The following is a 25,498-nucleotide window of genomic DNA, read 5'->3' as shown; positions in this document are numbered from 1 at the left end:
ACGGAGATGCTACAATTACAGACTATTCGAGAAAAAAAGGACGAAATCATAACCGCCTTAAAAAAGCGCAACATTGATGCGTCCTCTTTGGTGAATGGTGTTTTGGAATTGGACGAAAAGAGGCGGGCTACGCAAACTCGGCTCGACAACACCTTGGCCGAAAGCAACAAGCTCTCAAAGGAAATAGGAATGCTGTTCAAAAGCGGCAAAGCCCAAGAAGCCAACCAATTGAAGGAAAAGACGGGTACATTGAAGGAAACGTCAAAGACCTTGGGCGAAGAGCTGGGCTCCATTTCCGAAGCGCTCCAATCGCTTCTCTACCAAATACCGAATGCCCCCCACGAATCGGTACCAGCGGGCAATACGGAAGAAGACAACGAAGAGATCTTCAAAGAAGGGGATGTTCCCGAATTGGCCACCGATGCCTTGCCCCACTGGGAGCTGGCCAAAAAGTACGACATTATCGATTTTGAGCTCGGGGTAAAAATCACGGGGGCCGGATTTCCGGTCTACAAGGGAAAGGGAGCCCGCCTGCAACGCGCCCTTATCTCTTATTTTTTGGATAAAAATGCCGAAGCCGGTTATACCGAAATGCAGGTACCGCATTTGGTAAACGAAGCAAGTGGTTACGGCACGGGGCAACTGCCCGATAAAGAAGGGCAAATGTACCACGTTACGGCCGACGACCTATACCTCATACCAACGGCCGAAGTACCCGTAACCAACCTATTGCGCGACGAAATCTTGGCCGAGAGCGATTTTCCTATCCAATACACCGCCTACACTCCCTGTTTTAGAAGGGAGGCCGGTAGTTATGGGGCCCATGTCAGGGGGCTGAACAGGTTGCACCAATTCGACAAGGTGGAAATCGTACGGGTAGAGCACCCCGACAAATCGTACGAGGCCTTGGACGCCATGGTAGAACATGTAAAAGGTATTTTAAGGGACTTGAAACTACCCTACCGCATTCTTAGGCTATGTGGCGGGGATTTAGGGTTCACTTCGGCCCTTACCTACGACTTCGAGGTGTTTTCAACGGCCCAAGACCGCTGGTTGGAAATAAGTTCGGTCTCAAATTTCGAAACCTACCAGGCCAACCGGCTAAAACTTAGGTACAAGGACGAAAACGGAAAAAGCCAGCTGGCACATACCTTGAACGGAAGTTCATTGGCCCTGCCCAGGGTACTTGCCGGTATCTTGGAAAATTACCAAACCGCCGAGGGAATCAAAATTCCCGAAGTCTTGGTCCCCTATTGTGGTTTCGACATCATCGATTAATTGCCGTTTTTGGTATTGGCTTAACATATTTATCCCTTTTTCTCCGTTATATTTGGATATGATGCGTTTAAGCCTACTTTTTATTTTTCTGGTTTTTTTTACCGCTGGGGCCCAAGAAGACTTCTTGGCCAAGCAGTATTTTAACGATGGTGATTTTGAAAAGGCCGTGTTCTACTACGAAAAACTGGCCGCAAAAAACCCGCGCCGAACCGATTATTCGGAAGGTCTTGTGGCCTCCTACCAGCAGTTAAAACGCTACGACGACGCCGAAAAATTTCTGTTAAACAAGGTAGAAGAACTGCATGCGTACCCGACCTTGTTGATCGACCTCGGCCATAACCACACCCTCAAGGGTGAGCCTAAAAAGGCGGAGGAATACTACGAGGCCGCCCTTGCAAAAATAGGGGAGAACCCCAATTTCGGCTACGGCATCGGCTATCGTTTTCACGAGTACACCTTATTGGACTGGGCCCTACGCGCCTACTCCATGGCCATGGAGCTCAACCCAAGGTTGGACTACAATTACCAAATGGCCCGCATTTACGGTGAGCAGGGCAATATTGAAAAAATGTACGTATCCTACCTCAAGCTGCTCAGCGAGGGAAAAACCTCAAAAGCGAGCATTCTTCGCAATATCGACGATTTTATTTCTTCCGATCCCGAAAGCCCGAACAACATCCTCCTAAAAAAGACATTGCTCCAAAATGCCCAGAAAAACCCGAGTATTCTTTGGAACGAACTGCTGAGTTGGCTCTTTGTGCAACAAAAGCAATACAGCAGTGCCTTCAGGCAGGAAAAGGCCATTTACAAGCGCATGAACGGCAGTTCGATGCAGCGCTTGGAAGGACTGGGGAATTTGGCACTGGAGGAAGAGGACATCGAGACGGCCGAGGAAATATTCAGCTATATTTCGGAAAACGCCAATGATGAAGGTACCGAACTGAACGCCCGGTTGAACCTTATCGACATTAAGCTCTTGAATGCCGATACCAAAAGCCTCGATGCCATCGAAAGGGAATTTGAAGAGCTGATGGGCGTACACGGCTACAAGACCCAAACCTTGCAATTGCAAGTGGCCTATGCAAATTTTCTAACGTTTAAAAGAGACCGTCCCGAACCGGCCATAACTATTCTCAAAAACTGTCTCGACCTTCCCCTAAATTCCCGTGGAAAGGCCTTTGTAAAACTGGCCTTAGGCGACATTCTGGTCTTCGACAAAAGATTCAACGAGGCCCTGATCTACTTTTCGCAAATACAAAAAGAACTGAAAAACGACGTTTTGGGCCAAAATGCCCGTTTTAAAGTAGCACAGACCAGTTTTTATAAGGGCGATTTCGATTGGGCGCTGACACAGCTAAAGGTGCTTCGGAGCTCGACCTCGCAGCTTATAGCCAACGACGCCATGCAGCTGAGCCTTTTGATTTCGGACAACTCCTTGGAAGACTCCACCCAAACGGCCCTGAGAAAATATGCCCGGGCCGACCTTTTGGCCTACCAGAACAAGACAAAGGAGGCCATTGCCGAACTCGACGACATTCTTCAAAACCACAAGGGGGAAAAAATCGAGGACGAGGCCCTCTTAAAGCAGGGCGAACTTCTCGAAGGCCAGAACGATTATTCGGCGGCAGAGTTCAACTATCTAAAAATTACGGAGTTCTACGCCGACGGTATTTTGGCCGACGATGCCCATTTTGCCCTGGCCGAACTTTATAGAAACAAACTCGACCAACCCGAGAAGGCCAAGGCCCACTACGAGAAGATCATCTACAACTATCAAGACAGTTATTATTTCCCCCTGGCCCGTAAGAATTTTAGACGGCTACGGGGCGATGCGATAAATTAAGGACCGGGGGCGACCCCCTTTGACCAAAACCGGAACACAAAACATGTACATATACAACGTTACCACCAATATCGAAGAATCGGCGCACGACGAGTGGCTAAAATGGATGCGCGAAGAACACATACCAGAGGTATTGGCCACCGGCAAATTTTTGAACGCCAAGCTCTCCCAGGTAATGGTCGAAGAGGAAATGGGCGGGGTAACCTACTCGGTACAGTATACCACGATAGACAGGAAAACACTTGAACGATACTATAACGAAGACGCCCAAAGATTGCAGGACGATGCACAGAAACGCTTCCCCAACAAATTTGTATCGTTCAGTACGGAACTTAAAATCGTTAGCGAACATTGATGCATTATCTATTCAGTTACGGAACACTTCAAGACCCCGAGATACAGGAACAACTGTTCGGCCGAAAGATGAAGGCGGAACCGGATGTGCTTTTGGGCTACGAACTATCCTCCCAAAAAGCCTATGGCCAGTACCCCCAAATAACCAAGAGCCAAAATGCCGATGCCAAGATCGAGGGTGTGGCACTCGAACTGTCAGAAGAGGAACTGGAGCGCGCAGACAATTATGAAGGCCCCGAATACACCCGTATTTCCGTACGGCTAAAATCGGGCAAACCAGCTTGGGCCTATGTGGCCAAATAGCCTTAAATTTCCCCTATGTCGAAAAAGAAAAAGCGAGGAAAAACAAAACACGGCCGAAACGACCGCCCAGGGCACGATAAAAGTCCGGTAAAGGCAAAGAAGCATTTGGGCCAACACTTTCTAAAGGACGAATCGATAGCGCGCCAAATTGCCGAAACCTTGTCGCTGAAGGGGTATTCGAACGTGCTGGAAATCGGTCCGGGCACCGGGGTTCTTACCAAATACCTTCTTTTAAACGACATCAGGCTGGTCGCCATGGACCTCGATGCCGATTCCATTGTTTACCTCAACCACAGCTTTCCCCTGGAACACCCCGAGATCTTCAAGGACCAAAAATCGTTCGAGGTAGTCGAGGCCGATTTTTTAAATTACGACCTCGGCACCCTATTTGGAAAGGAACAGTTCGCCATCACGGGCAACTTCCCTTACAACATCTCGTCGCAGATCGTCTTTAAAATGCTCGAAATAAAGGAACAAATTCCCGAATTTACCGGTATGTTCCAAAAAGAAGTGGCACAACGTATTTGCGCAAGGGAGGGCAATAAGACCTACGGCATACTATCGGTTCTTGTCCAGGCCTTTTACGAGGCCGAATACCTCTTTACCGTACAGCCGAATGTCTTCGACCCTCCCCCAAAGGTGCAGTCGGGCGTACTTCGCCTGGTCAGAAAGGAAAACTTCGGACTTGATTGCGACGAAAACCTTTTCTTCAAAGTAGTAAAATCGGCCTTTAACCAACGGCGTAAGACCATTAGGAACAGCTTAAAGGCCTTTGCTCTTTCCGATGCGCTAAGAAGTGATGAAATTTTTGACAAACGGCCCGAACAACTGGGGGTCTCAAACTTTATCGATTTAACGAAAAGAATCGGGAAAGATTGAAAAATAGCCCCTTGAACACCATTTGGAACACTAAGAAATCGTAAAGACCACGCCCCTTTAACGCTTTTTCTTTAGATTTGCCGCGGTCATCTTTAAATGCAGCGGGAACCATGACGCCATTCAAGCTAACAGACGAATTGCTTGCGCAGATAGAGCAGCTCATCGAAAACCGAAGGAATACCGAACTGGTTGCCCTGATGGAAGACCTGCACTATGCCGATGTGGCCGAAATAATCAATGAGCTTAACGAAGACGAGGCCACCTACCTCATCAAGCTCTTGGAGAGCGACAAAACCTCCGACGTACTTACCGAGCTTGACGAAGACGTGCGGGAATCTATACTCAACAACCTTTCGGCCAAGGAAATTGCCGAAGAACTTGAGGAACTCGATACCGATGATGCCGCCGATATTGTGGGCGAACTGCCCAATGAAATCGTTCAACAGGTCATTTCCGAAATCGAGGACCGTGAGCACGCCAAAGACATTGTAGACCTTTTGCGCTACGACGAAAACTCGGCCGGTGGACTCATGGCCAAGGAATTGGTGAAGGTCAGGGAAAACTGGGACGTTCTCAAATGTGTCAAGGAGATGCGCGCCCAAGCCGAAAATGTCACCAGGGTACACTCGATCTACGTAGTGGACGATGACGACAAGCTAAAGGGCCGGCTCTCTTTAAAAGACCTGTTGACCACATCGACCCGAACCCATATCAGCGATGTGTACATCCCCAAGGTCGATTCGGTCAACGTCAACGAAAAACCCGAGGAAGTTGCCAAGATCATGAGCAAATACGATTTGGAGGCCATACCCGTGGTAGATGAAATCGGGCGTTTGGTCGGCCGGATCACCATTGACGATATCGTCGATGTAATACGGGAAGAGGCCGACAAGGACTATCAAATGGCCGCCGGTATTTCGCAAGACGTCGAGGCCGACGACACGATCTGGGTGCTCACACGGGCAAGGCTGCCCTGGCTCTTTTTAGGGCTTATCGGTGGTGTGGGCGCAGCCGCCATTATGGGAGGCTTTGAGGAAATGATCAGCAAACATGCCATTCTTTTCTTCTTTACGCCCCTTATTGCCGCCATGGCCGGTAATGTAGGTGTCCAATCGAGCGCCATCATCGTTCAGGGACTGGCGAACGACGACCTGAAGGGCAGCGTTGGCAGTCGGCTGATCAAGGAAATGATGTTGGCCCTGCTCAACGGACTTATACTGGCTACCATACTTTTACTGTTCACATGGTTTTGGAAAGGTGATTTTCTTACCTCCCTGGCCATTTCGATATCGTTGGTCACCGTTATTCTCGTCGCCGGCTTTATCGGCACGTTCACACCCCTCTTCCTGCACAAGCGGGGAATCGATCCCGCCATTGCCACGGGGCCGTTTATCACTACAAGCAACGATATTTTCGGCATCCTGATTTATTTTTGGATAGCCAAGATAGTTTTGGGTATCTGAAGTACCCGATAGTTCAATAATTTTCAGGTCGCCCCAGGCTTCCTCCAAGTAGAGCCCCGGGCAGACCATTATACTAAAACCAAATTGATGAAAATATTACATGTAGACAAAAACCATCCCCTGCTCATCGAGCAATTTGCCGAACTCGGCTTTCAGAACGATGAAGACTACACATCATCCAAAGAAGAAATAGAAAACAAAATCGAGGCCTATGACGGACTCATCATTCGCAGTCGGTTTACCATAGACGCACCGTTCTTGGACAAGGCCAAAAACCTGAAATTTATCGGAAGGCTGGGAGCCGGCCTGGAAAATATCGATGTTAGGCATGCCGAGGCCAACGGTATTTTTCTTGCGGCCGCGCCCGAAGGCAATAGAAATGCCGTAGGCGAGCACACCCTGGGCATGCTTCTTTCCCTGTTCAACAACCTGAACAAGGCCGATCGTGAAGTCAGGTCCGGTATTTGGGACCGCGAGGGCAATCGGGGCGTTGAACTCGAAGGCAAGACCGTGGGCATAATCGGTTACGGAAACATGGGCAAGGCCTTTGCAAAAAAGCTGAAGGGCTTCGATGTCGAAGAAGTGATTTGCTACGACATCGTAGGTGGTGTTGGCGATGGGAATGCAAGACAGGTCGGTATTCTCGAACTGCACCAGCGTACCGAGATATTAAGTTTGCATGTTCCACAGACCGAAGACACCATCGGAATGATCAACACCGAGTTTATCGAAAAGTTCCACAATCCGTTTTGGTTGCTCAATGCGGCCCGCGGCAAATGCGTTATTACCGAGGATTTGGTCAAGGCCCTGAAATCGGGCAAGATACGGGGAGCGGGACTCGATGTGCTCGAATACGAAAAGGCGTCGTTTGAGAACATGTTCAAAGGCGATAATTCGGACGGGGCTGCCTTAAGCAACCTTCCCGAGGCCTTCCAATATTTGGTACAGGCCGAAAATGTAATCCTATCGCCCCATGTAGCGGGATGGACGTTCGAAAGCCTCGAAAAGCTTGCCCAAACCATTGTTGACAAGGTTAAAGCCAAATTTTGTTAACTTTAGGGGAACCGTAATCCGAATTGCAAAGCATGTGGGATTATGAGTGATACCCAATATTCACCTTAAACACCCAGGCCTATGCAATTAGGAAATTTTTCGGTAAGCTTAAATGTCAAGGACATCAAGGCTTCAAAGGTATTTTACGAAGCCTTGGGCTTTTCGGTTTTTGCCGGCGACTTGGAACAAAACTGGCTCATCCTAAAAAACGGAAATGCCACCATAGGACTGTTTCAGGGCATGTTCGACAAGAACATCCTGACCTTTAATCCCGGGTGGGACTCAAATGCCAAAGCGCTAGATGCCTTTACCGATGTCAGGGAGCTTCAAAAACGTTTTAGGGCCCAAGGCATCACATTGGATACCGAAGCAGACGAAAATACAACAGGGCCCGGAAGCTGTATGCTCAGGGACCCCGACGGCAATCCTATCCTAATCGACCAACACGTTTGAACATGGATTACAAAGCCGATTCGCCCGAAGCGTATATCGAACAGCTTCCACCCGGGCGGCAAGAAGTTGTTTCCAAAATAAGGAAAACGATACTTGACAATTTACCAGAGGGCTTTCATGAGCAAATAAACTATGGAATGTTGGGCTATGTGGTACCCCATTCCATCTATCCCAATGGATATCATTGCGACCCAAAACTTCCGCTGCCCTTTATGAATTTGGCTTCCCAAAAGAATTTTGTAGCCCTCTACCATTCCGGTATTTATGCCGACCCAGACCTTTACGATTGGTTTGTAAACGAATATCCCAAGCATTGCAAACGAAAATTGGACATGGGAAAAAGTTGCATCCGATTGAGATCAATGACGGACATACCCTATGCACTCATTGCCGAACTGTGTCGAAAAATGACCGTAACCGATTGGATTCAACGTTACGAGAACACTACAAAGCCCAAAAACAAGTAAATACCGTACACCAACTATTCAAATTCCCAACCTATGAAAAACAGAGTTACCGGCCTAGGGGGATTCTTTTTTAAGACCAAGGACCCCGACAAAATAAAGAATTGGTACAAACGTCATCTAGGGCTGAACACCGACACCTACGGATGTACGTTTTGGTGGAAGGACCAAGAGGGCACCCAATGGAGCCCCATGGACGAGAAAACCGACTATTACGAGCCAAGCCAATCGTCGTTTATGATGAACTTTAGGGTAGAAAACCTAGAGGAACTCCTGCAAGCCCTAAAGGAAGAAGGTGTTACCATTGTCGGTAAAATGGAAGAATACGAGTACGGCAAGTTCGGCTGGATACTCGACCCCGACGGCAACAAGGTTGAGCTGTGGGAACCAGTGGACAAGGCCTTTAAATAATGCCAGATTATTGGTACCTTTAGGAAAACGAAAAACCAAAAAAAAACCACACCATGTCAAACGATAAAAATTTTGGAAAAGGTGAAGGCGAAGATGCCATCAACCCAATTAACCCGGGCAAGGGCGACCTAAAAAGCGAGGCGTCAAAAGCTTCCGAAGATGCCGGGGAAAAGGCAAAGGACACCGCCGATAAGGCCCATGAAAAATTCGAGGGGGCCAAGGAGAAGGGCAAGGAGTTTGCCGATGATGCCAAAAAAGCGGCCAACGACTTTGCCGATAGCGCCAAAAAAACCGCCAACGAGTTTACCGAAGGAGCCAAGGAAGCCTTTTCCGGCTCCGAAGGCGAAAACAAAAAGCTGCTGGCAGGACTTCTGGCCCTGTTTCTGGGATGGGCGGGCGTACACAAGTTTATTCTCGGCTATCAAAAAGAGGGCATCATACTCTTGTTGGCCAGTATCCTGGGCTGGGCCACGGCCTGTTTCATCATCGGCTACTTCGTTGCGATGGCCGCCTGGATCGTCGGTATCGTCGAAGGAATCATTTACTTGACCAAATCCGATGAGGACTTTTACAACACCTATCAGGTAGGTCGCAAGCCTTGGTTCTGACAAAATCGGAAAGCCCGTTTGCCTTGAGGCTTTTATCACAACCTAATTAATTGTAATATTGCGATATATCGGGCGTTTCGATAAAATCCTAAAATACGGTTTATGCAAATTAGGGAGATGACGGAAAAAGATTGGCCAGGTGTCGCCAAAATTTATGAAGAGGGCATCCGAACCGGCTTCGCCACTTTCGAGACCGAAATACCGGGCTATGAAAGTTGGAGTGCGGCCCACTTGCCTTCGTGCAGGCTGGTCGCCGAAGACAATGGTGTTCTTTTGGGATGGACGGCCCTTTCGCCCGTCTCCGGAAGATGCGTCTACGGCGGTGTGGCCGAAGTGAGCGTCTATGTAGCCTCGGCGGCCCGAAACCGCGGCGTGGGCAAAGCCTTGATGCACGCCCTCATCGAGGCCAGTGAAAAAGAGGGTATTTGGTCGCTACAATCAGGTATTTTTCCCGAAAATCGCGGAAGCATCGAACTCCACAAAAAGATGGGTTTTCGGTTTATAGGAAAACGCGAACGAATAGGCCGCTTACACGGTGTTTGGAAGGACAACCTGCTATTCGAACGCCGGAGTACGGTCGTGGGCAACGAATAGAGGGTTTTACCCTTCGCCGTTCTGTTGCGTTTCGACAAACTTGCGTTCGAGTTCGGCCTGAAACTCTTCCATGACCGGTTTTACCGTACTTTCGGGCAAATCTGAAATCTTGATGTACATGAGCCCGTCTACGGCATTGTTGAAGAGGGGATCGACGTTAAAGGCCACCACCTTGGCGTTCTGTTTGATGTATTTTTTAATGAGCACCGGTAAACGCAGGCTTCCGGGTTCGACCTCATCGATCAGGCGATCGAATTTGTTGAGATCGGCCTGGGTTTCATCAAAAACAAACTCCTTGTCGGCATCCTTTAACTTTACCTTGAATTCCTTCTTAGGCCTAACATACTGTGCCACATAGGGGTCCCAATAGTTACTTTTCATAAATTCGATCATCAGGGACTTTGAAAAGTTCGAAAATTGGTTGCTGATACTTACCCCGCCTATCAAGTATTTGTGTTCGGGATACCTCAAGGTGGTATGCACGATTCCCTTCCAAAGCAAGAACAAGGGCATGGGTTTTTGCTGGTATTCCTTCATGATATAGGCCCTTCCCATTTCAATCGATTGGCTCATCATACCGAACAGTTCGGGTTCGAAACGAAATAGGTCTTGAAGGTAAAAACCGTCTATCCCGTATTTTGAAAAGATCTCTGATCCCAGACCCATGCGGTAGGCCCCGGCGATCACCTTGGCCTCGCTATCCCATAGGAACATGTGATGGTAGTAGGCATCGAACTTATCGATATCGATCGAATTGTTGGTTCCCTCCCCGATCTCCCTAAAGGTAATCTCGCGCTGGCGGCCGATTTCTTGCAGGGTAAAGGGCATTTCCGCCGCAGGTGCAAGAAACACCTCGTAATTTTTGCTCTGTACCATACGCCTATCCTTTTCGACCAATTTTTCGATCTCGGCCTGAATGAGCTCAGACCGCACGGGCTGGGCGATTTTTCTAGGTTGTTTGGGCAGTTTCAGGCTTGTCGGTATCTGATCGATCAAGCGTTCCTTTTCATAGGCATTGGCCAGTATATAGGTCTTTCTGCGAAGCAGTTCGGTATACTCCTCCATCGAGGGCTGTTCCTTTTGGGTCGATACGGAAATGGGCTGTCCGATCCTGACCTTGATCGGCCTTTTATATTGCGAATAGACCTCCGAAGGCAGTTTTGCCGTACGGAACAGGTCGCTTATTTTGGCCAAGCGGTAGAAGAGGGGACTGTTTTTGGCGTGGAAGTATATGGGTACCACGGGTACCTCGGCCTTACGGATCAATTTAATGGCCGTTTCTTCCCAAGGCTTGTCGACCACGAGCTTTCCCTCCTTTCGGGTAGAAACCTCGCCCGCGGGAAAAATCCCCATGGGATAGCCCGATCTTATGTGCGTCATGGCCCTTTTGAAACCCGCTATACTGCTCTTGGCATCCTTGTGGTTTTCAAACGGGTTGACCGGAAATATATATTGGGCCAAAGGCTTAAACCTCTGCAACAGAAAATTGGCCATCACCTTGTAGTCGGGCCGATGGGCGAGCATGATCTTCAATAGGACGATTCCGTCCATTCCACCCAAGGGATGGTTGCTGACCGTTATAAAAGGACCCGTCTTGGGAATGCGCTTCAAGTCTTCGGCGGGAATTTCATAATCGATCTGGTATTGCTCCAAAACAGCATCGAGAAAGCGCTCGCCATCGAGATGGCTCATCTTATCGTACTGCCGGTTCATCGTCGAAATCTTGGTGACCTTTAGAAGGATCCAGCCCATGAATGTTCCCAAAAAACCGAACCTATCAAGATTGATGGCGGTCGCCACCTCTTTTGCGGTCACTAATCCCATATATTCATTAGTTTGTAGCCCCCTAATATAGGAAAAACGGTAGAGGTGCCTTCTATTTTAACAAAAATGGGAGAACCCTTTCAAAGTTACTTGACCACAAGCTGTACGGTCTCTTTACCCCGCTGCTCGAGCAAGATCTCATGACCGTTTTGGAGCGATTCGATCGCCTTTTCGTCAAAATGCCGAATCGTGTAAAGCGACACGCCTTCGTGATGGACGACCTTAAAACGACTTTTTAAAAGGTCGAGCAATTCTTGCAACCGCCCAAAGCGATTATCGACACAGACCGAAAAACTAATGGCCGAATTCTGAATGAGGTCGACCTTCATTTTATGGTCGTGGAACAACTTGAACAACTCGCTAATACTGTCTTCGACGATAAAGGAAAAATCGAGCGAGGACAGCTTCATCAACACCTGGTTCTTCTTAACGATGAAGCAGGGCACCTTAGGTTCGATACCCACGCCCTTGCCCACGGTAGTTCCGGGGTCTTTAGGATTCAAAAACGATTTTACATGCAAGGAGATTTCCTTTTGCTGAAGGGGCTGCAAGGTCTTTGGGTGTATTACCGATGCCCCATAAAAAGCAAGCTCGATGGCTTCCCGGTACGAAATCTTGTTCAGTAGCCGGGTTTCTTGAAAATATCGGGGATCGGCATTCAGAACCCCGGGCACATCTTTCCAAATGGTTACCGACTCCGCATTGAGGCAATAGGCCAATATGGCCGCCGTGTAATCGGACCCCTCCCTACCCAAGGTGGTGGTAAAATTATTGTCATCACTTCCCAGAAAGCCCTGGGTAATGTTCAATTGCGAGGTATCGATGGCCTTTACCCGTTCTTGGGTCTTTTCCCAATTGACGGAAACATCGCGGTAGCTATCGTCGGTCTTGATGTAATCGCGCACGTCGAGCCAATTGCATTTAATGCCAATTTCGTTAAAGTAATGGCTTATGATACTCGTCGATATCAATTCGCCATAACCGACGATCTGATCGTAGACAAAGTTGTATTTGGGCGATTTGTTCCATACCAAAAAGCCCTTCACTTCGTCAAAAAGTTGCCTTACCCTTGTAAATGCCGGGTGTTCCGGGTTTTTGAACAGGTCCCTTAAAATGGCTTCGTGATAATCTATACTCTCTTGAATAGTCCCGGTCAAATGGTCCTTTTGATTAAAATAGGCATTGACAATTTCTTCCATGGCATTGGTGGTCTTGCCCATGGCCGACACGACCAACAAGGTATTTTCATGCCCCGTTTCCTGTAGCACCTTCACCACATTCCTTACTCCTGCCGCATCTTTCACCGATGCTCCACCGAATTTAAATACTCGCATAAACAGTATTGATTTATTTGCTATCCTTGCTTGACCAAGGATGGTCTTTTAACATTCAACTTGGTTCAAAAAGGCCTGTATACCCGCTTCGTCCAATTGCACCACATCCCAGTCGCGCATCACCTTGGCACCCTTGCTTTCGTAAAATTTTATGGCGGGTTCGTTCCAGTCCAAAACCTCCCAACAAATACGCTTTACCCCAAGGTCGTGGGCATAGCGGACCACTTCCGACAACAAGGCGCTGCCCAGGCCGCTGCCCCGCATACGCTCGGTAACGATCAGGTCTTCGAGGTGCACAACGGGACCCTTCCAGGTAGAATAGCGATTATAGACCAAGGCCATACCGACCACCTCATCGTCGCTTTCGCCGACAAAACAGTGGAAAAGTGGGTTGGGCCCATATCCGTGGGCCACTAAATCGTCAACGGTAACATCTACGGCGTTGGCCTCCTTTTCGAAGACGGCAAGTTCTTTGATCAACCTATGAACGGCAGGCATATCACTTTGCCGGGCCTCTCGAATGATAAAATCCATAATTGTTATAAATAAAACACAAAGTTATAAATTTAAAAAAGTAAAGTAAAATGAAAATAGCGTTCTTTCACAAAATACCCGATATTTGTGGTTGAACCAACAGTCCGCTTTTCATGACCCGTAAAAATTGCACCTTAGGAGAGTTTATAATAGAAAACCAAGATTCCTTTCAATATTCCTCCGGGGAGCTGTCCAAACTGATCAATGCCATCAGATTGGCGGCAAAAGTAGTAAACCACGAGGTAAACAAGGCCGGACTGGTCGATATTTTAGGTGCGGCCGGCGAAACCAACATTCAGGGGGAAGACCAGCAGAAGCTCGACGTGCTCGCCAACGAAAAATTTATCCAGACCCTGACCAACCGCGAAATTGTCTGCGGCATTGCGTCGGAAGAGGAAGACGACTTTATTTCGATCAACAGCAACGACCAGCAGCACCAAAACAAATATATCGTTCTGATCGACCCCTTGGACGGCTCATCGAACATCGATGTAAACGTATCGGTAGGTACAATTTTTTCGATATACCGGCGGATCACCCCCGTAGGCACCCCGGTAACCCTTGAAGATTTTCTACAGCCCGGCAAAAACCAGGTCGCCGCGGGCTATGTGGTATATGGCACATCTACCATGTTGGTCTATACCACGGGAGACGGGGTCAACGGCTTTACCCTCAATCCCGCTATAGGCACCTTTTACCTATCGCACCCCAATATGCGATTTCCTGAAGACGGCCGTATCTACTCGGTAAACGAGGGCAACTACGTTCATTTTCACCAAGGCGTAAAAGATTACATCAAATACTGCCAGGAAGAAGAGGGCGACCGCCCCTACACCTCTAGGTATATCGGGTCTTTGGTATCGGACTTCCACCGGAATATGATCAAAGGAGGGATTTACATGTATCCGAAAAGCAGCGTGACCGAAGAGGGAAAACTGCGATTGCTATACGAATGCAACCCCATGGCCTTTTTGGCCGAACAGGCCAACGGACTGGCCATCGGTGGCAAGAACAGGATCTTGGACATCCAGCCCAAGGAACTGCACCAACGGGTACCCTTCTTTTGCGGAAGCAAAAATATGGTACTAAAACTTCAGGAATTTTTGGAGAAATACCACTAACCGGCCACCCCCCCCCGATCGGAACGACTTAACGCTTCACCAAGTAGACGTAATCATCAAAATCGATCTGCCCGCTAAAAATGGCCACCGACTTATTGATGATGGCATCGGCTTGTTCGTCAGAGTAGCCCAGGCCTATGGCGTACTTTTTCAAGAAAACCATCTCTTCGTCATCGATCAAATGGTCTGAAAAAATAATACGGAAAAGGTCGTATAACCTTTCCAATCGCTTCTCCGAATCATGAGGGGGCACTATAGGATACTTGTTCTCCTTTTTCATCACCTCCTTGTACTCCGATTCGGTTATATCCAACTTGGTCGCAAAACGATCTAACAGGCTTTTCTCTTCCGGACTTATTTCGCCATCGACCGATGCCAAAGTGGCAAGTGCCGCAAAATGTGCCAGGTTTCGTCTGTGTTCCCCGCTAGAATATAAATCTGCAATAGCCATATATTTCAATTTTATTGGCAGCAAATATAATTTTTTTAGAGGTCATTCGCCTCTAAGTATATGATTATTTTACCCCCATCCCGCCATAAGGCCCCCATCGCGACGGAATGCCATTTTGAAATATTACGTAACTTTCTACAAACATGAAAAAACCACTTCTTGAATTTACCGATAAGGGCATTTATTGCGGTGCCGCCAAGGTGTATCTAGACCCGTGGAAACCTGTTGACAAGGCAATTATTTCCCATGGGCATGCCGATCATAGTCGATGGGGACACGAGCAATATATCACACACCATAGAAACGTACCTATTATCAGCCATCGTCTAGGGGAAATCAATGTCTCCGGAAGGGAATGGGGAGAATCCTTTACGGTCAACAATGTAAAATTCAGCCTTCATCCTGCCGGCCATATCATTGGCTCATCACAAATTCGAGTAGAACATAAGGGCGAAGTTTGGGTGTTTACGGGAGATTACAAAACCGAGAACGACGGCATCTCCACCCCCTACGAACCCATAAAATGCGACACCTTCATTACGGAATGCACCTTTGGACTACCCGCTTTTAAATGGACTCCCCAGCAAGAGGTTTTTGAAAATATCAACCAGTGGTGGACGGATAACCAGGCAGAGGGAAAAACCTCAATCCTTTTTGGCTATAGCTTGGGAAAGGCACAAAGGCTACTCAAATATCTGGACACGGATATAGGCAAGATATACACCCATGGAGCCATTGAGAACATGACCCAAGTGCTTCGCCCATTGGTCGATTTTCCCGAAACGACCCTAATTACCAAGGAAACCAAAAAAGAGGAGCTTCTTGGAAATATTGTTCTGGCCCCGCCCAGTGCACACGGCAGTACTTGGATCCGTAAAATGGTTCCCTACGTAACGGCTTCCGCAAGCGGTTGGATGACTTTTAGGGGAGCCCGCCGCAGAAGGGCCATTGACAAAGGTTTTGTTCTGAGCGACCACTGCGACTGGCAGGGACTCTTATCCAGCATTGAGGCAACGGGCGCGGAAAAAATCATTTGCACCCACGGGTATACCGAAATCTTTTCACGATACCTGCGCGAACAGGGTTATGACGCCCGTACGGAAGAAACCCAATACGGTGACGAGGAAGACAGCACTACCCCAGAAGAGACCGCACCCCTTGAAACCCAGACCCCATGAAGCAAGAACAGACTACATCGGAAATTGACACTACTACGGTTTTCGGATCGAAGGAACTTGGCATGCGTGGGTTTGCCGCACTGATAAAAACCTTGGATAGCACCAATAAGACCAATGTTAAGGTCCAAGCCTTGACGGATTATTTTTTGGCAGCGAGCAACAAGGACAAAGTATGGACGATTGCCATTTTATCGCATCGTCGCCCACCTCGTCCCGTAAACACCACCCTATTACGGGAATGGGCTTCCGAACTGGCCAACATTCCACTTTGGTTGTTTGAGGAAAGCTATCACATTGTGGGCGATTTGGCCGAAACCATTGCTCTCATAGTTCCATCGAGCAAAACATCCACAGAAAAAACATTGACCCAATTTTTGGAGGAGATGATTGCATTAAAGAAGAAATCGGATGATGACAAAAAAACCTACCTCTTTGAAAACTGGAAAGTGCTCGACTATTATGAACGTTTTGTTTTTACCAAATTGATTACCGGAGGGTTCCGTATTGGTGTAAGCCAGAAATTAATGACCAGGGCATTGGCAAAGGCCACTGAAATAGATGAAGATATTTTGGCCTATAAACTTATGGGGAACTGGGACCCGAACACAATTACCTTTCAAGAACTTATCATAGAAGAAAACGAAAGCGATTATCTGTCCAAACCCTACCCGTTTTATCTCGCGTACGCTATTGAGGGTGAGCCGGAAGATTTGGGTGATGTTAGCCTTTGGTCCGCAGAACATAAATGGGATGGCATACGCTCGCAGGTAATCCTTAGAAATGACGAGCTGTTTGTCTGGAGCCGTGGTGAAGAATTGGTGACCGATAAATATCCTGAGTTCAACCAATTTAAAACAACCATTCCCAATGGCACGGTGATAGACGGGGAAATTCTCCCCTATATTGATGGACAAATAGGCACCTTCAACGATTTACAGACACGCATTGGACGCAAGACCGTTTCAAAGGCCTTACTTAAAAAGGTACCTGTTGTTCTAAAGGCCTACGATATTTTGGAATGGGAGGGAAATGATATCAGAAACAAACCATTTACTGAGCGTAGGGCCATTTTAGAAAAATTATACCAAAAGACCGACAATTTAAACATACCATTTCACCTTTCCGAAACGATGCATTTTAGCTCGTGGGAAGAAGTCGCCAAGGAGAGGGAACGTTCCCGGGAAATGTTCAGCGAAGGGCTCATGCTTAAACGTAAGGACTCCCCTTATTTAGTGGGAAGAAAAAAAGGGGATTGGTGGAAATGGAAAGTAGACCCGTTGACCATTGATGCCGTCCTTACCTATGCCATGCGAGGACACGGGAGACGCAGTAATCTGTTTACGGATTATACTTTTGCCCTATGGAACGAAAATGACGAAGGTGAAAAGGAACTGGTAACTTTTGCCAAAGCCTATTCAGGATTGACCGATGCCGAGTTTAGAAAAGTGGATGCCTGGATCAAAAGAAACACCTTGGAACGGTTTGGACCCGTTCGCTCGGTTACTCCTCATCACGTGTTTGAAATTGCGTTTGAGGGCATAGCCTTATCCAAACGGCACAAAAGCGGTGTGGCTACTCGGTTTCCAAGGATTTTGAGATGGCGCAAAGACAAAAGCATTCACGAAGCCAATTCCTTGGACGATTTAAAGTCGATGATTCCTTAATTCAACGATGAACAGAGAAGAACTTTATCAAGTCGCACAAAATTGGTTCGACCAACAAAACTGGAAGCCTTTCAAGTTTCAAAAAGATACTTGGAAAGCCTTCCTGCAAGGTAAAAACGGACTGTTAAACGCCCCTACGGGCAGTGGTAAGACTTATGCACTTTGGTTTCCTATTGTCTTAAACTACATCAAGAAAAATCCGCAGTACAAGACCAAACACAAAAAAGGCTTAAAAGCCATTTGGATTACCCCGTTACGGGCACTTTCCCAAGAAATTAGGCAATCGGCAGAGCGGGTCACCGCAGATTTGGAAACCCAGATGACCGTAGGCATAAGAACCGGAGATACTACCGCCAAAGAACGGGCAGGACAGAAAAAACAGATGCCCGATCTATTGATTACAACGCCTGAGAGTCTTCAGCTTTTATTGGCTACAAAAGGCTACGATAAGATTTTTAAAGACTGTTCTGCAATCGTGGTTGATGAATGGCATGAACTGTTGGGCACCAAGCGGGGTGTTCAAATGGAACTGGCCCTATCCCGTTTAAAGACCATATCCAAAGACCTGCGTATTTGGGGAATTTCAGCAACAATTGGCAACCTCGACCAAGCTCGGGAAGTATTGTTAGGCCCACAGACCGAAGCCTTGGAAAATTCCGTCATGATAAGGGCGAATATCAAAAAGAAAATCAAGGTAAAGAGCATCATTCCCAAGAAGATGGAAACCTTCCCTTGGCGCGGGCACCTAGGGTTACACTTATTGGAAGATGTTGTACCTATCATCAACAATAGTAAAACCACCCTGTTATTTACCAATACCCGTAGCCAGTGTGAAATATGGTTCCAGAAAATCTTGGAAAAACACCCTGAATATGCGGGGGAGATAGCCATGCACCACGGAAGCATCAACAAAGAAACGAGGCTTTGGGTAGAACAGGCCATCCGAAACGAGAGTCTTAAAGCCGTGGTCTGTACCTCTAGTTTGGACCTAGGTGTGGATTTCGCTCCCGTGGAAACGGTCATACAAATTGGCGGACCAAAAGGCGTAGCCCGTTTTTTACAACGTGCGGGCCGTAGTGGCCACCGCCCCGGAAAAGAAAGTGTTATTCATTTTTTACCTACCCACGCCATGGAGCTCATTGAAGCATCCGCATTGCAAGTGGCCGTCAAGGATAATGCCGTGGAAGACCGTCTGCCCTACCTCAACAGTTTTGATGTTCTCCTTCAGTATTTGACCACTTTGGCCATCTCGGACGGGTTTTACCCCAATGCTATTTTTCCTGAAATAAAACGTACTTTTTGTTACCAAGGTATTACCGAAGACCAATGGCAATGGCTGCTGAACTTTTTGGTGATGGGCAGCCAGAGCCTAAGCAGTTATGACGAATACAAAAAAGTGGAGGTTGAAGCGGATGGCAAGTTTAAGGTGAACAACCGTGGTATTGCCATGCGCCATCGTTTTCAAATCGGAACAATTGTTGGTGATGCCACCATTACCGTCAAGTACCAAACCGGAGGCTACATCGGCTCCATTGAAGAGTATTTTATTTCTAAATTGACACGAGGGGATGTCTTTACATTTGCAGGAAGAAATTTGGAATTTATCCGCATTAAAGGCATGCAGGCCCATGTACGAAACTCCACTAAAAAGACGAATAAGGTTCCTAGCTGGATGGGAGGCCGACTTAGTTTTTCGGCACAGATGTCAGAATTGCTTCGTCAAGAATTATACAAAGCTGCTGCCAATGACTTGCAAGGTCCGGAATTAAAATCGCTCAAACCTATTTTTGACAAGCAGCGGGAAGAAAGTATCGTTCCCACACCTGCGGAATTTTTAATAGAAACCTTTAAGACCCGAGACGGGTACCACCACATATTCTACCCTTTTGAAGGCAGGGCCGTTCATGAGGCTATGAGTAGTTTGCTGTCTTACCGAATAAGCCTGTTGCAACCTATAACGGTCTCCCTGGCATTTAATGATTACGGTTTTGAAATGTTGAGCGATAAGCCCATAGACATTCAAGCGGTTTTGGACAATGATTTGTTTACTACGGATTATATGTTGTCCGATTTGCAGAAGAGCCTCAACTCCAACGAAATGGCGCGCCGCAAATTTCGCGATATCGCCGTGATTAGCGGTATGGTCTTTACCGGTTATCCGAATAAGGGTATTAAAATGAAGCACCTGCAAAGCAATTCCCAGTTATTATTTGATGTTTTTAAGGATTATGAGGCCGACAACCTACTCTTTCAACAGGCTTTCACCGAAACCTTTGAGCATCAATTGGAAGAAGGACGCCTACGAATGGCCCTTACGCGAATTGAACGTCAAACTATTGTCTGGAAGGAATGTTCGAAAGCCACTCCCTTTTCGTTCCCGATTATAACGGACAGACTGCGCGAAAAATTGAGTTCGGAAAAATTGGCCGACCGAATAAAGCGGATGACCCGAATGTTGACCAAATGATGGATTATATATTTTTGAATTGTTAACCTAACCTTAAATTTAAGCACACCCTTAATCCACAGTATTTTAAAACCTTTGTAAGGTTGAACCGATTCTAAAAAACAACGCTATGAAGAAAAATTACTTGCTATTGTTCTTTTTGACCTTGGCCCTGGGTGCCTTTGCCCAGGACTTAAAGATTACAGGGGTCATAGACGGTCCCTTGCCCGGTGGCCTCCCCAAGGCCATCGAACTTTACGTGGCCAACGATATTCCCGATTTAAGCGCCTATGGCATTGGCTCTGCCAACAACGGCGGGGGCAGCGATGGTGAAGAATTTACCTTCCCTGCCACCACGGCCACTTCGGGCTCGTACATCTATCTTGCCTCCGAAGCGGTAGAATTCAACAATTTCTTTGGATTTGCGCCCGACTACGAAGATTCAGCGGCCAATGTGAACGGTGACGATGCCATTGAACTCTTTTACCAAGGCGCCGTAATCGACACCTTCGGAGACATCAATGTCGATGGAAACGGCCAACCGTGGGAATACCTCGATGGGTGGGCCTATAGAAAGAACGGCACCGGACCCGATGGCACCGCCTTCGTTTTGGACAACTGGACATTTAGCGGCCCGGATGCCCTCGACAACGCCATGTCGAACGCATCGGCGGCCTCGCCCTTCCCCCTTGCTTCCTTTGGGGGCGGTGGGACAACGGTCATCGCCAACCCTTCCGGCTTTACAACAACGGTACAGGGCACGACCTCCATCGATTTGTCCTGGTCCTTGAACGCCGATAACGATGCCATTGTCTTGGCCGTTTCAACACAGGCCATCACGGCTTCCTTGGTAGACGGGCAAACGTACGTTACAGGTGAAACCCTATCCGACGGCAGTACGGTATTGGCCACGGGAAACACGACCCTCTTTCAACACGGCGGTCTAAGCCCCAACACCGAATATTTTTATAAGATCTGGTCGGTGACACCGGCTATCGAATATTCAACGGGAGTGGCGACAAGTGCCCGCACCGAATCGGACACCCCGATCGAATCGGGCTTGATAATCACCGGCGCCCTGGACGGGCCGCTTTCTGGGGGCACCCCAAAGGCCATCGAGCTCTATGCCACCACCGACATTCCCGATTTGAGTGTGTACGGAATAGGTTCGGCCAATAACGGAGGGGGTAGCGACGGACAGGAGTTTACCTTTCCCGCCGATGCCATACAGGCCGGTCAGTTTATTTACCTGGCCTCCGAAACGGAAGGCTTTACCGATTTTTTCGGCTTTGCCCCCGATTACACCTCCGGTGCCATGGCCATAAACGGCGACGATGCCGTAGAGTTGTTCCTGAACGGGTCGGTCATCGATGTGTTTGGCGATATCAACACCGATGGTTCGGGCGAAGCTTGGGACCATCTCGACGGATGGGCCTATAGAAAGGACGAAGTTCCCGCCAACAACGGCAGCTTCGATAGTGCGAACTGGATCTTCAGCGGCATCAACGCCTTGGACGGCGAACTGAGCAATGCCACGGCGACCACCCCTTTCCCCTTACAATCCTACGGTCCCGACCTAATGATTACCGGTATCGTCGATGGCCCCTTACCCGGAGGCTTACCCAAGGCGGTCGAACTCTATGCCCGAAATGCCATTGCCGACCTTAGCCTCTACGGCTTTGGCTCGGCCAACAATGGCGGGGGCACCGACGGGGAAGAATTTACCTTTCCCGCGGTTGGCGTTCCTGCGAATACCTACGTGTATCTAGCGACCGACATTGACGGTTTTACCGCGTATTTCGGGTTCGCCCCCGACTACACCTCCGATTCCGTTTCCGTTAACGGCGACGACGCCATAGAGCTTTTTTACAAGGGCGAGGTGATCGATACCTTCGGCGATATCAATATGGATGGCTCCGGACAGGCATGGGACTACCTCGACGGATGGGCCTATAGAAAAGAAGGTACATTGAACAGCGGTTCTTTCATTTTGGACGATTGGACCTACAGCGGCATCGATGTTTTGGACGGAAGCACGACCAACGCTACGGCCTCCCTGCCCTTTCCTATCGGTACTTTTGGCGGTGGGGACGGAAGCACTGAAAACCCGGATGTTATTTCCATAAGCGATGCGCGAGCCGCGGCCGACGGCACCTTGGTCTCCGTTTCGGGGGTCTTGACCGTAGCGGACGAGTTTGCAGGTTCGGCCTACCTCCAGGATGCAACCGGTGCCATAGCCGTTTTTGATGAAAAGGTACATGGCGCGGGCGCCTTTCAAGTAGGCGATTCCATTACCGTAGTAGGCGTGAGAAGCTCCTTTAACGAGCAGCTCCAGATCAGTCCCGTTACCGAAGTCGTCCACAACGGAAGGCCCGACCACCCGATCCTGCCCTTGGAAATTAGCTTGGACCAGCTTTCGCAACATCCCGGTGAGTTGGTAAGCATAGCGAACGTAGCCTTTCCCCGGCCCAACGACTTGCTCTTCGGAAATTCGAACTACCTCGTTTCCGATGGCAGCGGTTCGGGGGAACTGCGCATAGACAATGATGTCGAGGCCCTGGTCGGATTGGCACAACCCGAAACCTGCGACCAAGTAATCGGGGTAGTCGGAAGGTTTTACGAAACCTACCAATTGCTACCGAGAAACCGGACCGACCTTGCCTGTGCCCAAGCCTATGAGGCCCCTACCCTACCCATCGAGGTCGATGCCGACAAGACCTTGGAAATCGCTACTTGGAACATCGAATGGTTCGGCGACGAGGGCAACTCGCCCGCAGCGGGCAACCCGAACTCGGACGCCATACAAAAAGACAGTGTAAAGGCGGTCATCCAAAGTATCGATCCCGATATAATGGCCGTTCAGGAAATATCGGACGATGCCCTGTTTGCCACTATGGTAGGCGAATTGGAGGGCTACGACTACATCCTGTCGCCGGCGACCTCCTATCCCAACGACCCGGGCGTGAGCCAAAAAGTAGGTTTTATCTATAAAACCGATGTGGTGACCGTTACCGGCACCAAGGTCCTTTTAGAAAGCATCCACCCCTATTACAACGGCGGCGATACCTCATTCTTAACGGATTACCCCAGCGATGCCGATCGTTTCTACGCCAGCGGAAGGCTGCCCTTTTTAATATCGACCACGGTCACCATCGACGGCGCCGAAACGGCCTACGACTTTGTGGCCCTTCATGCCCGGGCGAACAGTAGCAGTGGTGCGCAAGAACGTTACGACATGCGCAAGTACGATGTTGAGGTCCTAAGGGACAGTCTTAACCAATACTACGCCGACAACAACCTGGTCGTGTTGGGCGATTACAACGATGATGTGGACGAAACGGTAGCCGACGATGTGTCCACTACCCTTTCTACCTATCAGGCCTTCGTTGCCGATACGACGAATTTCGACATCCTCACCGACGTGCTTAGCGAGCAAGGATTACGGTCTTATGCATTTCGGGAAAACGTAATCGACCATATTTTGGTAAGCAACGAACTGGCCGAAAACTATATCGCGCAATCGGCCCAGGTGCATTACGAGTTCTACGACAGCGATTACACCCAGACCGCTTCCGACCATTTTCCGGTATCGGTAAGAATGCTGGTAAAACCCTTCGTTTTGGACAGTATTGCCAAAACCGATGTAAGTTGTTACGGGGAAGGCGATGGAAGCGCGACGGTGGCCGTATCGGGAGGCGTAGGCCCCTACACCTATGTATGGAGCAACGGGGCAAGCACCCCGACCATCGAAGGACTGGAACCTGGCGAATATTCGGTTACGGTTACCGACGCCCTGCAAAACAGCCTTGAGGCCACTATTGCCATATACGAACCAAGCGCCTTGGAATTGGTCACTTCCGAGGATACCACGATTACCATAGGCTACGGTACCGACAATTGCGCTACCCTAAGCGTATGGGAAGTTATGGGCGGGGCAGGGAACTTCACCTACGAATGGAGTACCGGCGAAACCACGGAAAGCATCTCGGTCTGCCCCGGGGAAACCACCGGGTATACGGTCACGGTAACCGACGAAAATGGCTGTTCGGCAAGCAAGACCATCGAGGTGGCCGTCAACGACGTAAGTTGTGGCAACAACCCAAGAAACCCCAAGGTTCAGATCTGTTACAAAGGGCGGACCTTATGCGTCTCCCAATATGCCGTTTCATCCTTTTTAAAAAGAGGGGCCAGCTTGGGCAGCTGTGAAGACCTGCCCCCGGTAGACCTGGAAATAAAGGTAAGTCCCAACCCGTTCACGTACAGTACCACCATCGCCTTTTCCGAACCGACGCCGGATCACTACCTGGCCGTACTATACAATACCTACGGAAGATGGGTCTATAGCACCTGGATCCCCAAGAACACCACCAGTAAGAAACTATATCCCTTTTACCTGAGAAAAGGGGTCTATGTCTTGGGCATTTACAACGGCAAGGACCTTGTCGAAAGCGTTAAATTGATCAAGGAATGATCGTTTCGACCCCAAATAAGAAAGGCCGGCGATTGCCGGCCTTTTTGTTTTCCCGGTCTTCTTAGGACCCGTTTCCCGATTTTGTACTTTTGTCCCAATGGCCCATTCCCTCATCATACAAGACCAACATTTCGAAATGCACCCATCGGGCGCCCTTTTTTGGGTGGAAAAGTCGACCCTTCTGATCAGCGACGTACACCTGGGCAAGGTCTCCCACTTTAGAAAGTTCGGGGCGGCCGTACCCAAGCACGCGGTTCATAAGAACTATGTCTTGATGGATGGGCTCATCGAAAAATACCAACCATTTAACATTTGCTTTTTGGGCGATCTCTTCCATTCGTCCATCAACAAGGAATGGGTACTGTTCGAGAACTGGATCGCAAAAACACCATCAAAGGTCACCTTGATTACCGGAAATCACGATATCATTGCCCCTGAAAGATTTGAAGCCTTGGAAATCGACCAGTTTGACGAATTGATCGTAGACGGTTTTTTACTGACGCATCATCCCGAAGAAAGAGAAGGACTTTTCAATTTTTGCGGACACCTACATCCTGCCATAAAAATGAAGGGCCTTGGGAGGCAACACCTAAGGCTGGCCTGCTTTTTCAAAACAAATGGGCAATTGATCTTACCCGCCTTTGGTGCGTTCACCGGCACCTACGTGTTACAACCCCAGGAGGATGACCAAGTGTTCGTAATCGCCGATGATGAGGTTATAAAAGTGTGACCTTGGCATCCATTTCCCATTTCAAACAAGTCCTTTTTAAAA

The 25,498-nt window shown here is 48.6% G+C and carries 22 protein-coding genes; 18 read left to right on the top strand and 4 right to left on the bottom strand.

Features of this window, described 5'->3' with window-relative positions:
* Nucleotides 1-6: 6 nt before the first annotated feature.
* The 12 genes from serS to BUB37_RS04225 all read left to right on the top strand — a co-directional run bounded on the left by serS (nt 7) and on the right by BUB37_RS04225 (nt 9,703).
* Nucleotides 7-1,278 carry a serine--tRNA ligase gene (serS, locus tag BUB37_RS04280; protein WP_072988960.1) on the top strand — a complete coding sequence of 424 codons (1,272 nt, stop codon included), beginning with the start codon at nt 7-9 and terminating at the stop codon, nt 1,276-1,278.
* A 61-nt stretch (nt 1,279-1,339) separates the two neighbouring features.
* Nucleotides 1,340-3,121 carry a tetratricopeptide repeat protein gene (locus BUB37_RS04275; RefSeq protein WP_072989823.1) on the top strand — a complete coding sequence of 594 codons (1,782 nt, stop codon included), beginning with the start codon at nt 1,340-1,342 and terminating at the stop codon, nt 3,119-3,121.
* 43 nt (nt 3,122-3,164) lie between these two features.
* Nucleotides 3,165-3,476 carry a DUF4286 family protein gene (locus BUB37_RS04270; protein ID WP_072988959.1) on the top strand — a complete coding sequence of 104 codons (312 nt, stop codon included), beginning with the start codon at nt 3,165-3,167 and terminating at the stop codon, nt 3,474-3,476.
* On the top strand, nt 3,476-3,778 hold the full coding sequence (locus tag BUB37_RS04265; RefSeq protein WP_072988958.1) for a gamma-glutamylcyclotransferase family protein: 303 nt from the start codon (nt 3,476-3,478) through the stop codon (nt 3,776-3,778). The genes BUB37_RS04270 and BUB37_RS04265 overlap by 1 nt, the downstream gene beginning before the upstream one ends.
* Before the next feature lie 15 nt (nt 3,779-3,793).
* Entirely contained in the window at nt 3,794-4,657 is an 864-nt protein-coding gene (gene rsmA / locus BUB37_RS04260) for a 16S rRNA (adenine(1518)-N(6)/adenine(1519)-N(6))-dimethyltransferase RsmA (protein ID WP_072988957.1), read from the top strand.
* A gap of 110 nt (nt 4,658-4,767) precedes the next feature.
* Nucleotides 4,768-6,120: a magnesium transporter gene (mgtE, locus tag BUB37_RS04255; protein ID WP_072988956.1), complete on the top strand. Its 1,353-nt coding sequence runs from the start codon at nt 4,768-4,770 to the stop codon at nt 6,118-6,120.
* Nucleotides 6,121-6,207: 87 nt separating this feature from the next.
* Entirely contained in the window at nt 6,208-7,173 is a 966-nt protein-coding gene (locus tag BUB37_RS04250) for a 2-hydroxyacid dehydrogenase (protein ID WP_072988955.1), read from the top strand.
* A gap of 81 nt (nt 7,174-7,254) precedes the next feature.
* Nucleotides 7,255-7,626 carry a VOC family protein gene (locus tag BUB37_RS04245; protein WP_072988951.1) on the top strand — a complete coding sequence of 124 codons (372 nt, stop codon included), beginning with the start codon at nt 7,255-7,257 and terminating at the stop codon, nt 7,624-7,626.
* Nucleotides 7,627-7,628: 2 nt separating this feature from the next.
* Entirely contained in the window at nt 7,629-8,093 is a 465-nt protein-coding gene (locus BUB37_RS04240) for a DUF1801 domain-containing protein (protein WP_072988948.1), read from the top strand.
* A gap of 33 nt (nt 8,094-8,126) precedes the next feature.
* Nucleotides 8,127-8,501, top strand: a complete 375-nt coding sequence (locus BUB37_RS04235; RefSeq protein WP_072988944.1) for a VOC family protein — start codon at nt 8,127-8,129, stop codon at nt 8,499-8,501.
* A gap of 107 nt (nt 8,502-8,608) precedes the next feature.
* On the top strand, nt 8,609-9,109 hold the full coding sequence (locus BUB37_RS04230; RefSeq protein ID WP_072989820.1) for an NINE protein: 501 nt from the start codon (nt 8,609-8,611) through the stop codon (nt 9,107-9,109).
* A gap of 102 nt (nt 9,110-9,211) precedes the next feature.
* The gene (locus BUB37_RS04225) at nt 9,212-9,703 is read left to right on the top strand and encodes a GNAT family N-acetyltransferase (protein ID WP_072988941.1); all 492 of its coding nucleotides are present in this window, start codon (nt 9,212-9,214) and stop codon (nt 9,701-9,703) included.
* A gap of 6 nt (nt 9,704-9,709) precedes the next feature.
* Here the strand turns inward: BUB37_RS04225 and BUB37_RS04220 are convergent, their stop codons facing one another.
* The 3 genes from BUB37_RS04220 to BUB37_RS04210 form a co-directional block, all read right to left on the bottom strand.
* Complete coding sequence (locus BUB37_RS04220) at nt 9,710-11,527, bottom strand: GNAT family N-acyltransferase (protein ID WP_072988937.1); 1,818 nt, start codon at nt 11,525-11,527, stop codon at nt 9,710-9,712.
* Nucleotides 11,528-11,613: 86 nt separating this feature from the next.
* Nucleotides 11,614-12,861: an aspartate kinase gene (locus tag BUB37_RS04215; protein ID WP_072988933.1), complete on the bottom strand. Its 1,248-nt coding sequence runs from the start codon at nt 12,859-12,861 to the stop codon at nt 11,614-11,616.
* Nucleotides 12,862-12,909: 48 nt separating this feature from the next.
* The gene (locus BUB37_RS04210; protein WP_072988930.1) at nt 12,910-13,395 is read right to left on the bottom strand and encodes a GNAT family N-acetyltransferase; all 486 of its coding nucleotides are present in this window, start codon (nt 13,393-13,395) and stop codon (nt 12,910-12,912) included.
* A 113-nt stretch (nt 13,396-13,508) separates the two neighbouring features.
* Between BUB37_RS04210 and fbp the strand changes: the two genes are divergently transcribed.
* Complete coding sequence (gene fbp / locus BUB37_RS04205) at nt 13,509-14,516, top strand: class 1 fructose-bisphosphatase (protein ID WP_072988928.1); 1,008 nt, start codon at nt 13,509-13,511, stop codon at nt 14,514-14,516.
* A 28-nt stretch (nt 14,517-14,544) separates the two neighbouring features.
* Here the strand turns inward: fbp and BUB37_RS04200 are convergent, their stop codons facing one another.
* Nucleotides 14,545-14,967 carry a tellurite resistance TerB family protein gene (locus BUB37_RS04200; protein ID WP_072988925.1) on the bottom strand — a complete coding sequence of 141 codons (423 nt, stop codon included), beginning with the start codon at nt 14,965-14,967 and terminating at the stop codon, nt 14,545-14,547.
* A 143-nt stretch (nt 14,968-15,110) separates the two neighbouring features.
* Here BUB37_RS04200 and BUB37_RS04195 point away from each other — a divergent pair, with 143 nt between their 5' ends.
* The 5 genes from BUB37_RS04195 (at nt 15,111) to pdeM (ending at nt 25,456) form a co-directional block, all read left to right on the top strand.
* Complete coding sequence (locus BUB37_RS04195) at nt 15,111-16,145, top strand: ligase-associated DNA damage response exonuclease (RefSeq protein ID WP_072988922.1); 1,035 nt, start codon at nt 15,111-15,113, stop codon at nt 16,143-16,145.
* A 62-nt stretch (nt 16,146-16,207) separates the two neighbouring features.
* A complete protein-coding gene (locus BUB37_RS04190) occupies nt 16,208-17,809 on the top strand; it encodes an ATP-dependent DNA ligase (RefSeq protein ID WP_072989817.1) in 1,602 nt (533 codons plus the stop codon).
* Between the two features lie 7 nt (nt 17,810-17,816).
* Complete coding sequence (locus tag BUB37_RS04185; protein ID WP_072988919.1) at nt 17,817-20,276, top strand: ligase-associated DNA damage response DEXH box helicase; 2,460 nt, start codon at nt 17,817-17,819, stop codon at nt 20,274-20,276.
* A gap of 109 nt (nt 20,277-20,385) precedes the next feature.
* Nucleotides 20,386-24,726, top strand: coding sequence for an endonuclease/exonuclease/phosphatase family protein (locus tag BUB37_RS21295; protein ID WP_072988916.1), 4,341 nt, complete (start codon nt 20,386-20,388; stop codon nt 24,724-24,726).
* Between the two features lie 97 nt (nt 24,727-24,823).
* On the top strand, nt 24,824-25,456 hold the full coding sequence (gene pdeM / locus BUB37_RS04175; RefSeq protein ID WP_072988913.1) for a ligase-associated DNA damage response endonuclease PdeM: 633 nt from the start codon (nt 24,824-24,826) through the stop codon (nt 25,454-25,456).
* The last annotated feature ends 42 nt before the right edge of the window (nt 25,457-25,498 follow it).

The organism is Pseudozobellia thermophila, assembly GCF_900141855.1.
GTDB lineage: Bacteria > Bacteroidota > Bacteroidia > Flavobacteriales > Flavobacteriaceae > Pseudozobellia > Pseudozobellia thermophila.
This window is presented reverse-complemented; position numbering and strand designations above follow the sequence as displayed.

What these genes read in the sequence shown, in the direction of transcription:
- serS (WP_072988960.1), top strand. Translation starts at nt 7, where the DNA reads ATGCTACAATTACAGACTATTCGAGAAAAAAAGGACGAAATCATAACC.
- BUB37_RS04275 (WP_072989823.1), top strand. Translation starts at nt 1,340, where the DNA reads ATGCGTTTAAGCCTACTTTTTATTTTTCTGGTTTTTTTTACCGCTGGG.
- BUB37_RS04270 (WP_072988959.1), top strand. Translation starts at nt 3,165, where the DNA reads ATGTACATATACAACGTTACCACCAATATCGAAGAATCGGCGCACGAC.
- BUB37_RS04265 (WP_072988958.1), top strand. Translation starts at nt 3,476, where the DNA reads ATGCATTATCTATTCAGTTACGGAACACTTCAAGACCCCGAGATACAG.
- rsmA (WP_072988957.1), top strand. Translation starts at nt 3,794, where the DNA reads ATGTCGAAAAAGAAAAAGCGAGGAAAAACAAAACACGGCCGAAACGAC.
- mgtE (WP_072988956.1), top strand. Translation starts at nt 4,768, where the DNA reads ATGACGCCATTCAAGCTAACAGACGAATTGCTTGCGCAGATAGAGCAG.
- BUB37_RS04250 (WP_072988955.1), top strand. Translation starts at nt 6,208, where the DNA reads ATGAAAATATTACATGTAGACAAAAACCATCCCCTGCTCATCGAGCAA.
- BUB37_RS04245 (WP_072988951.1), top strand. Translation starts at nt 7,255, where the DNA reads ATGCAATTAGGAAATTTTTCGGTAAGCTTAAATGTCAAGGACATCAAG.
- BUB37_RS04240 (WP_072988948.1), top strand. Translation starts at nt 7,629, where the DNA reads ATGGATTACAAAGCCGATTCGCCCGAAGCGTATATCGAACAGCTTCCA.
- BUB37_RS04235 (WP_072988944.1), top strand. Translation starts at nt 8,127, where the DNA reads ATGAAAAACAGAGTTACCGGCCTAGGGGGATTCTTTTTTAAGACCAAG.
- BUB37_RS04225 (WP_072988941.1), top strand. Translation starts at nt 9,212, where the DNA reads ATGCAAATTAGGGAGATGACGGAAAAAGATTGGCCAGGTGTCGCCAAA.
- BUB37_RS04220 (WP_072988937.1), bottom strand. Translation starts at nt 11,527, where the DNA reads ATGGGATTAGTGACCGCAAAAGAGGTGGCGACCGCCATCAATCTTGAT.
- BUB37_RS04215 (WP_072988933.1), bottom strand. Translation starts at nt 12,861, where the DNA reads ATGCGAGTATTTAAATTCGGTGGAGCATCGGTGAAAGATGCGGCAGGA.
- BUB37_RS04210 (WP_072988930.1), bottom strand. Translation starts at nt 13,395, where the DNA reads ATGGATTTTATCATTCGAGAGGCCCGGCAAAGTGATATGCCTGCCGTT.
- fbp (WP_072988928.1), top strand. Translation starts at nt 13,509, where the DNA reads ATGACCCGTAAAAATTGCACCTTAGGAGAGTTTATAATAGAAAACCAA.
- BUB37_RS04200 (WP_072988925.1), bottom strand. Translation starts at nt 14,967, where the DNA reads ATGGCTATTGCAGATTTATATTCTAGCGGGGAACACAGACGAAACCTG.
- BUB37_RS04195 (WP_072988922.1), top strand. Translation starts at nt 15,111, where the DNA reads ATGAAAAAACCACTTCTTGAATTTACCGATAAGGGCATTTATTGCGGT.
- BUB37_RS04190 (WP_072989817.1), top strand. Translation starts at nt 16,208, where the DNA reads ATGCGTGGGTTTGCCGCACTGATAAAAACCTTGGATAGCACCAATAAG.
- BUB37_RS04185 (WP_072988919.1), top strand. Translation starts at nt 17,817, where the DNA reads ATGAACAGAGAAGAACTTTATCAAGTCGCACAAAATTGGTTCGACCAA.
- BUB37_RS21295 (WP_072988916.1), top strand. Translation starts at nt 20,386, where the DNA reads ATGAAGAAAAATTACTTGCTATTGTTCTTTTTGACCTTGGCCCTGGGT.
- pdeM (WP_072988913.1), top strand. Translation starts at nt 24,824, where the DNA reads ATGGCCCATTCCCTCATCATACAAGACCAACATTTCGAAATGCACCCA.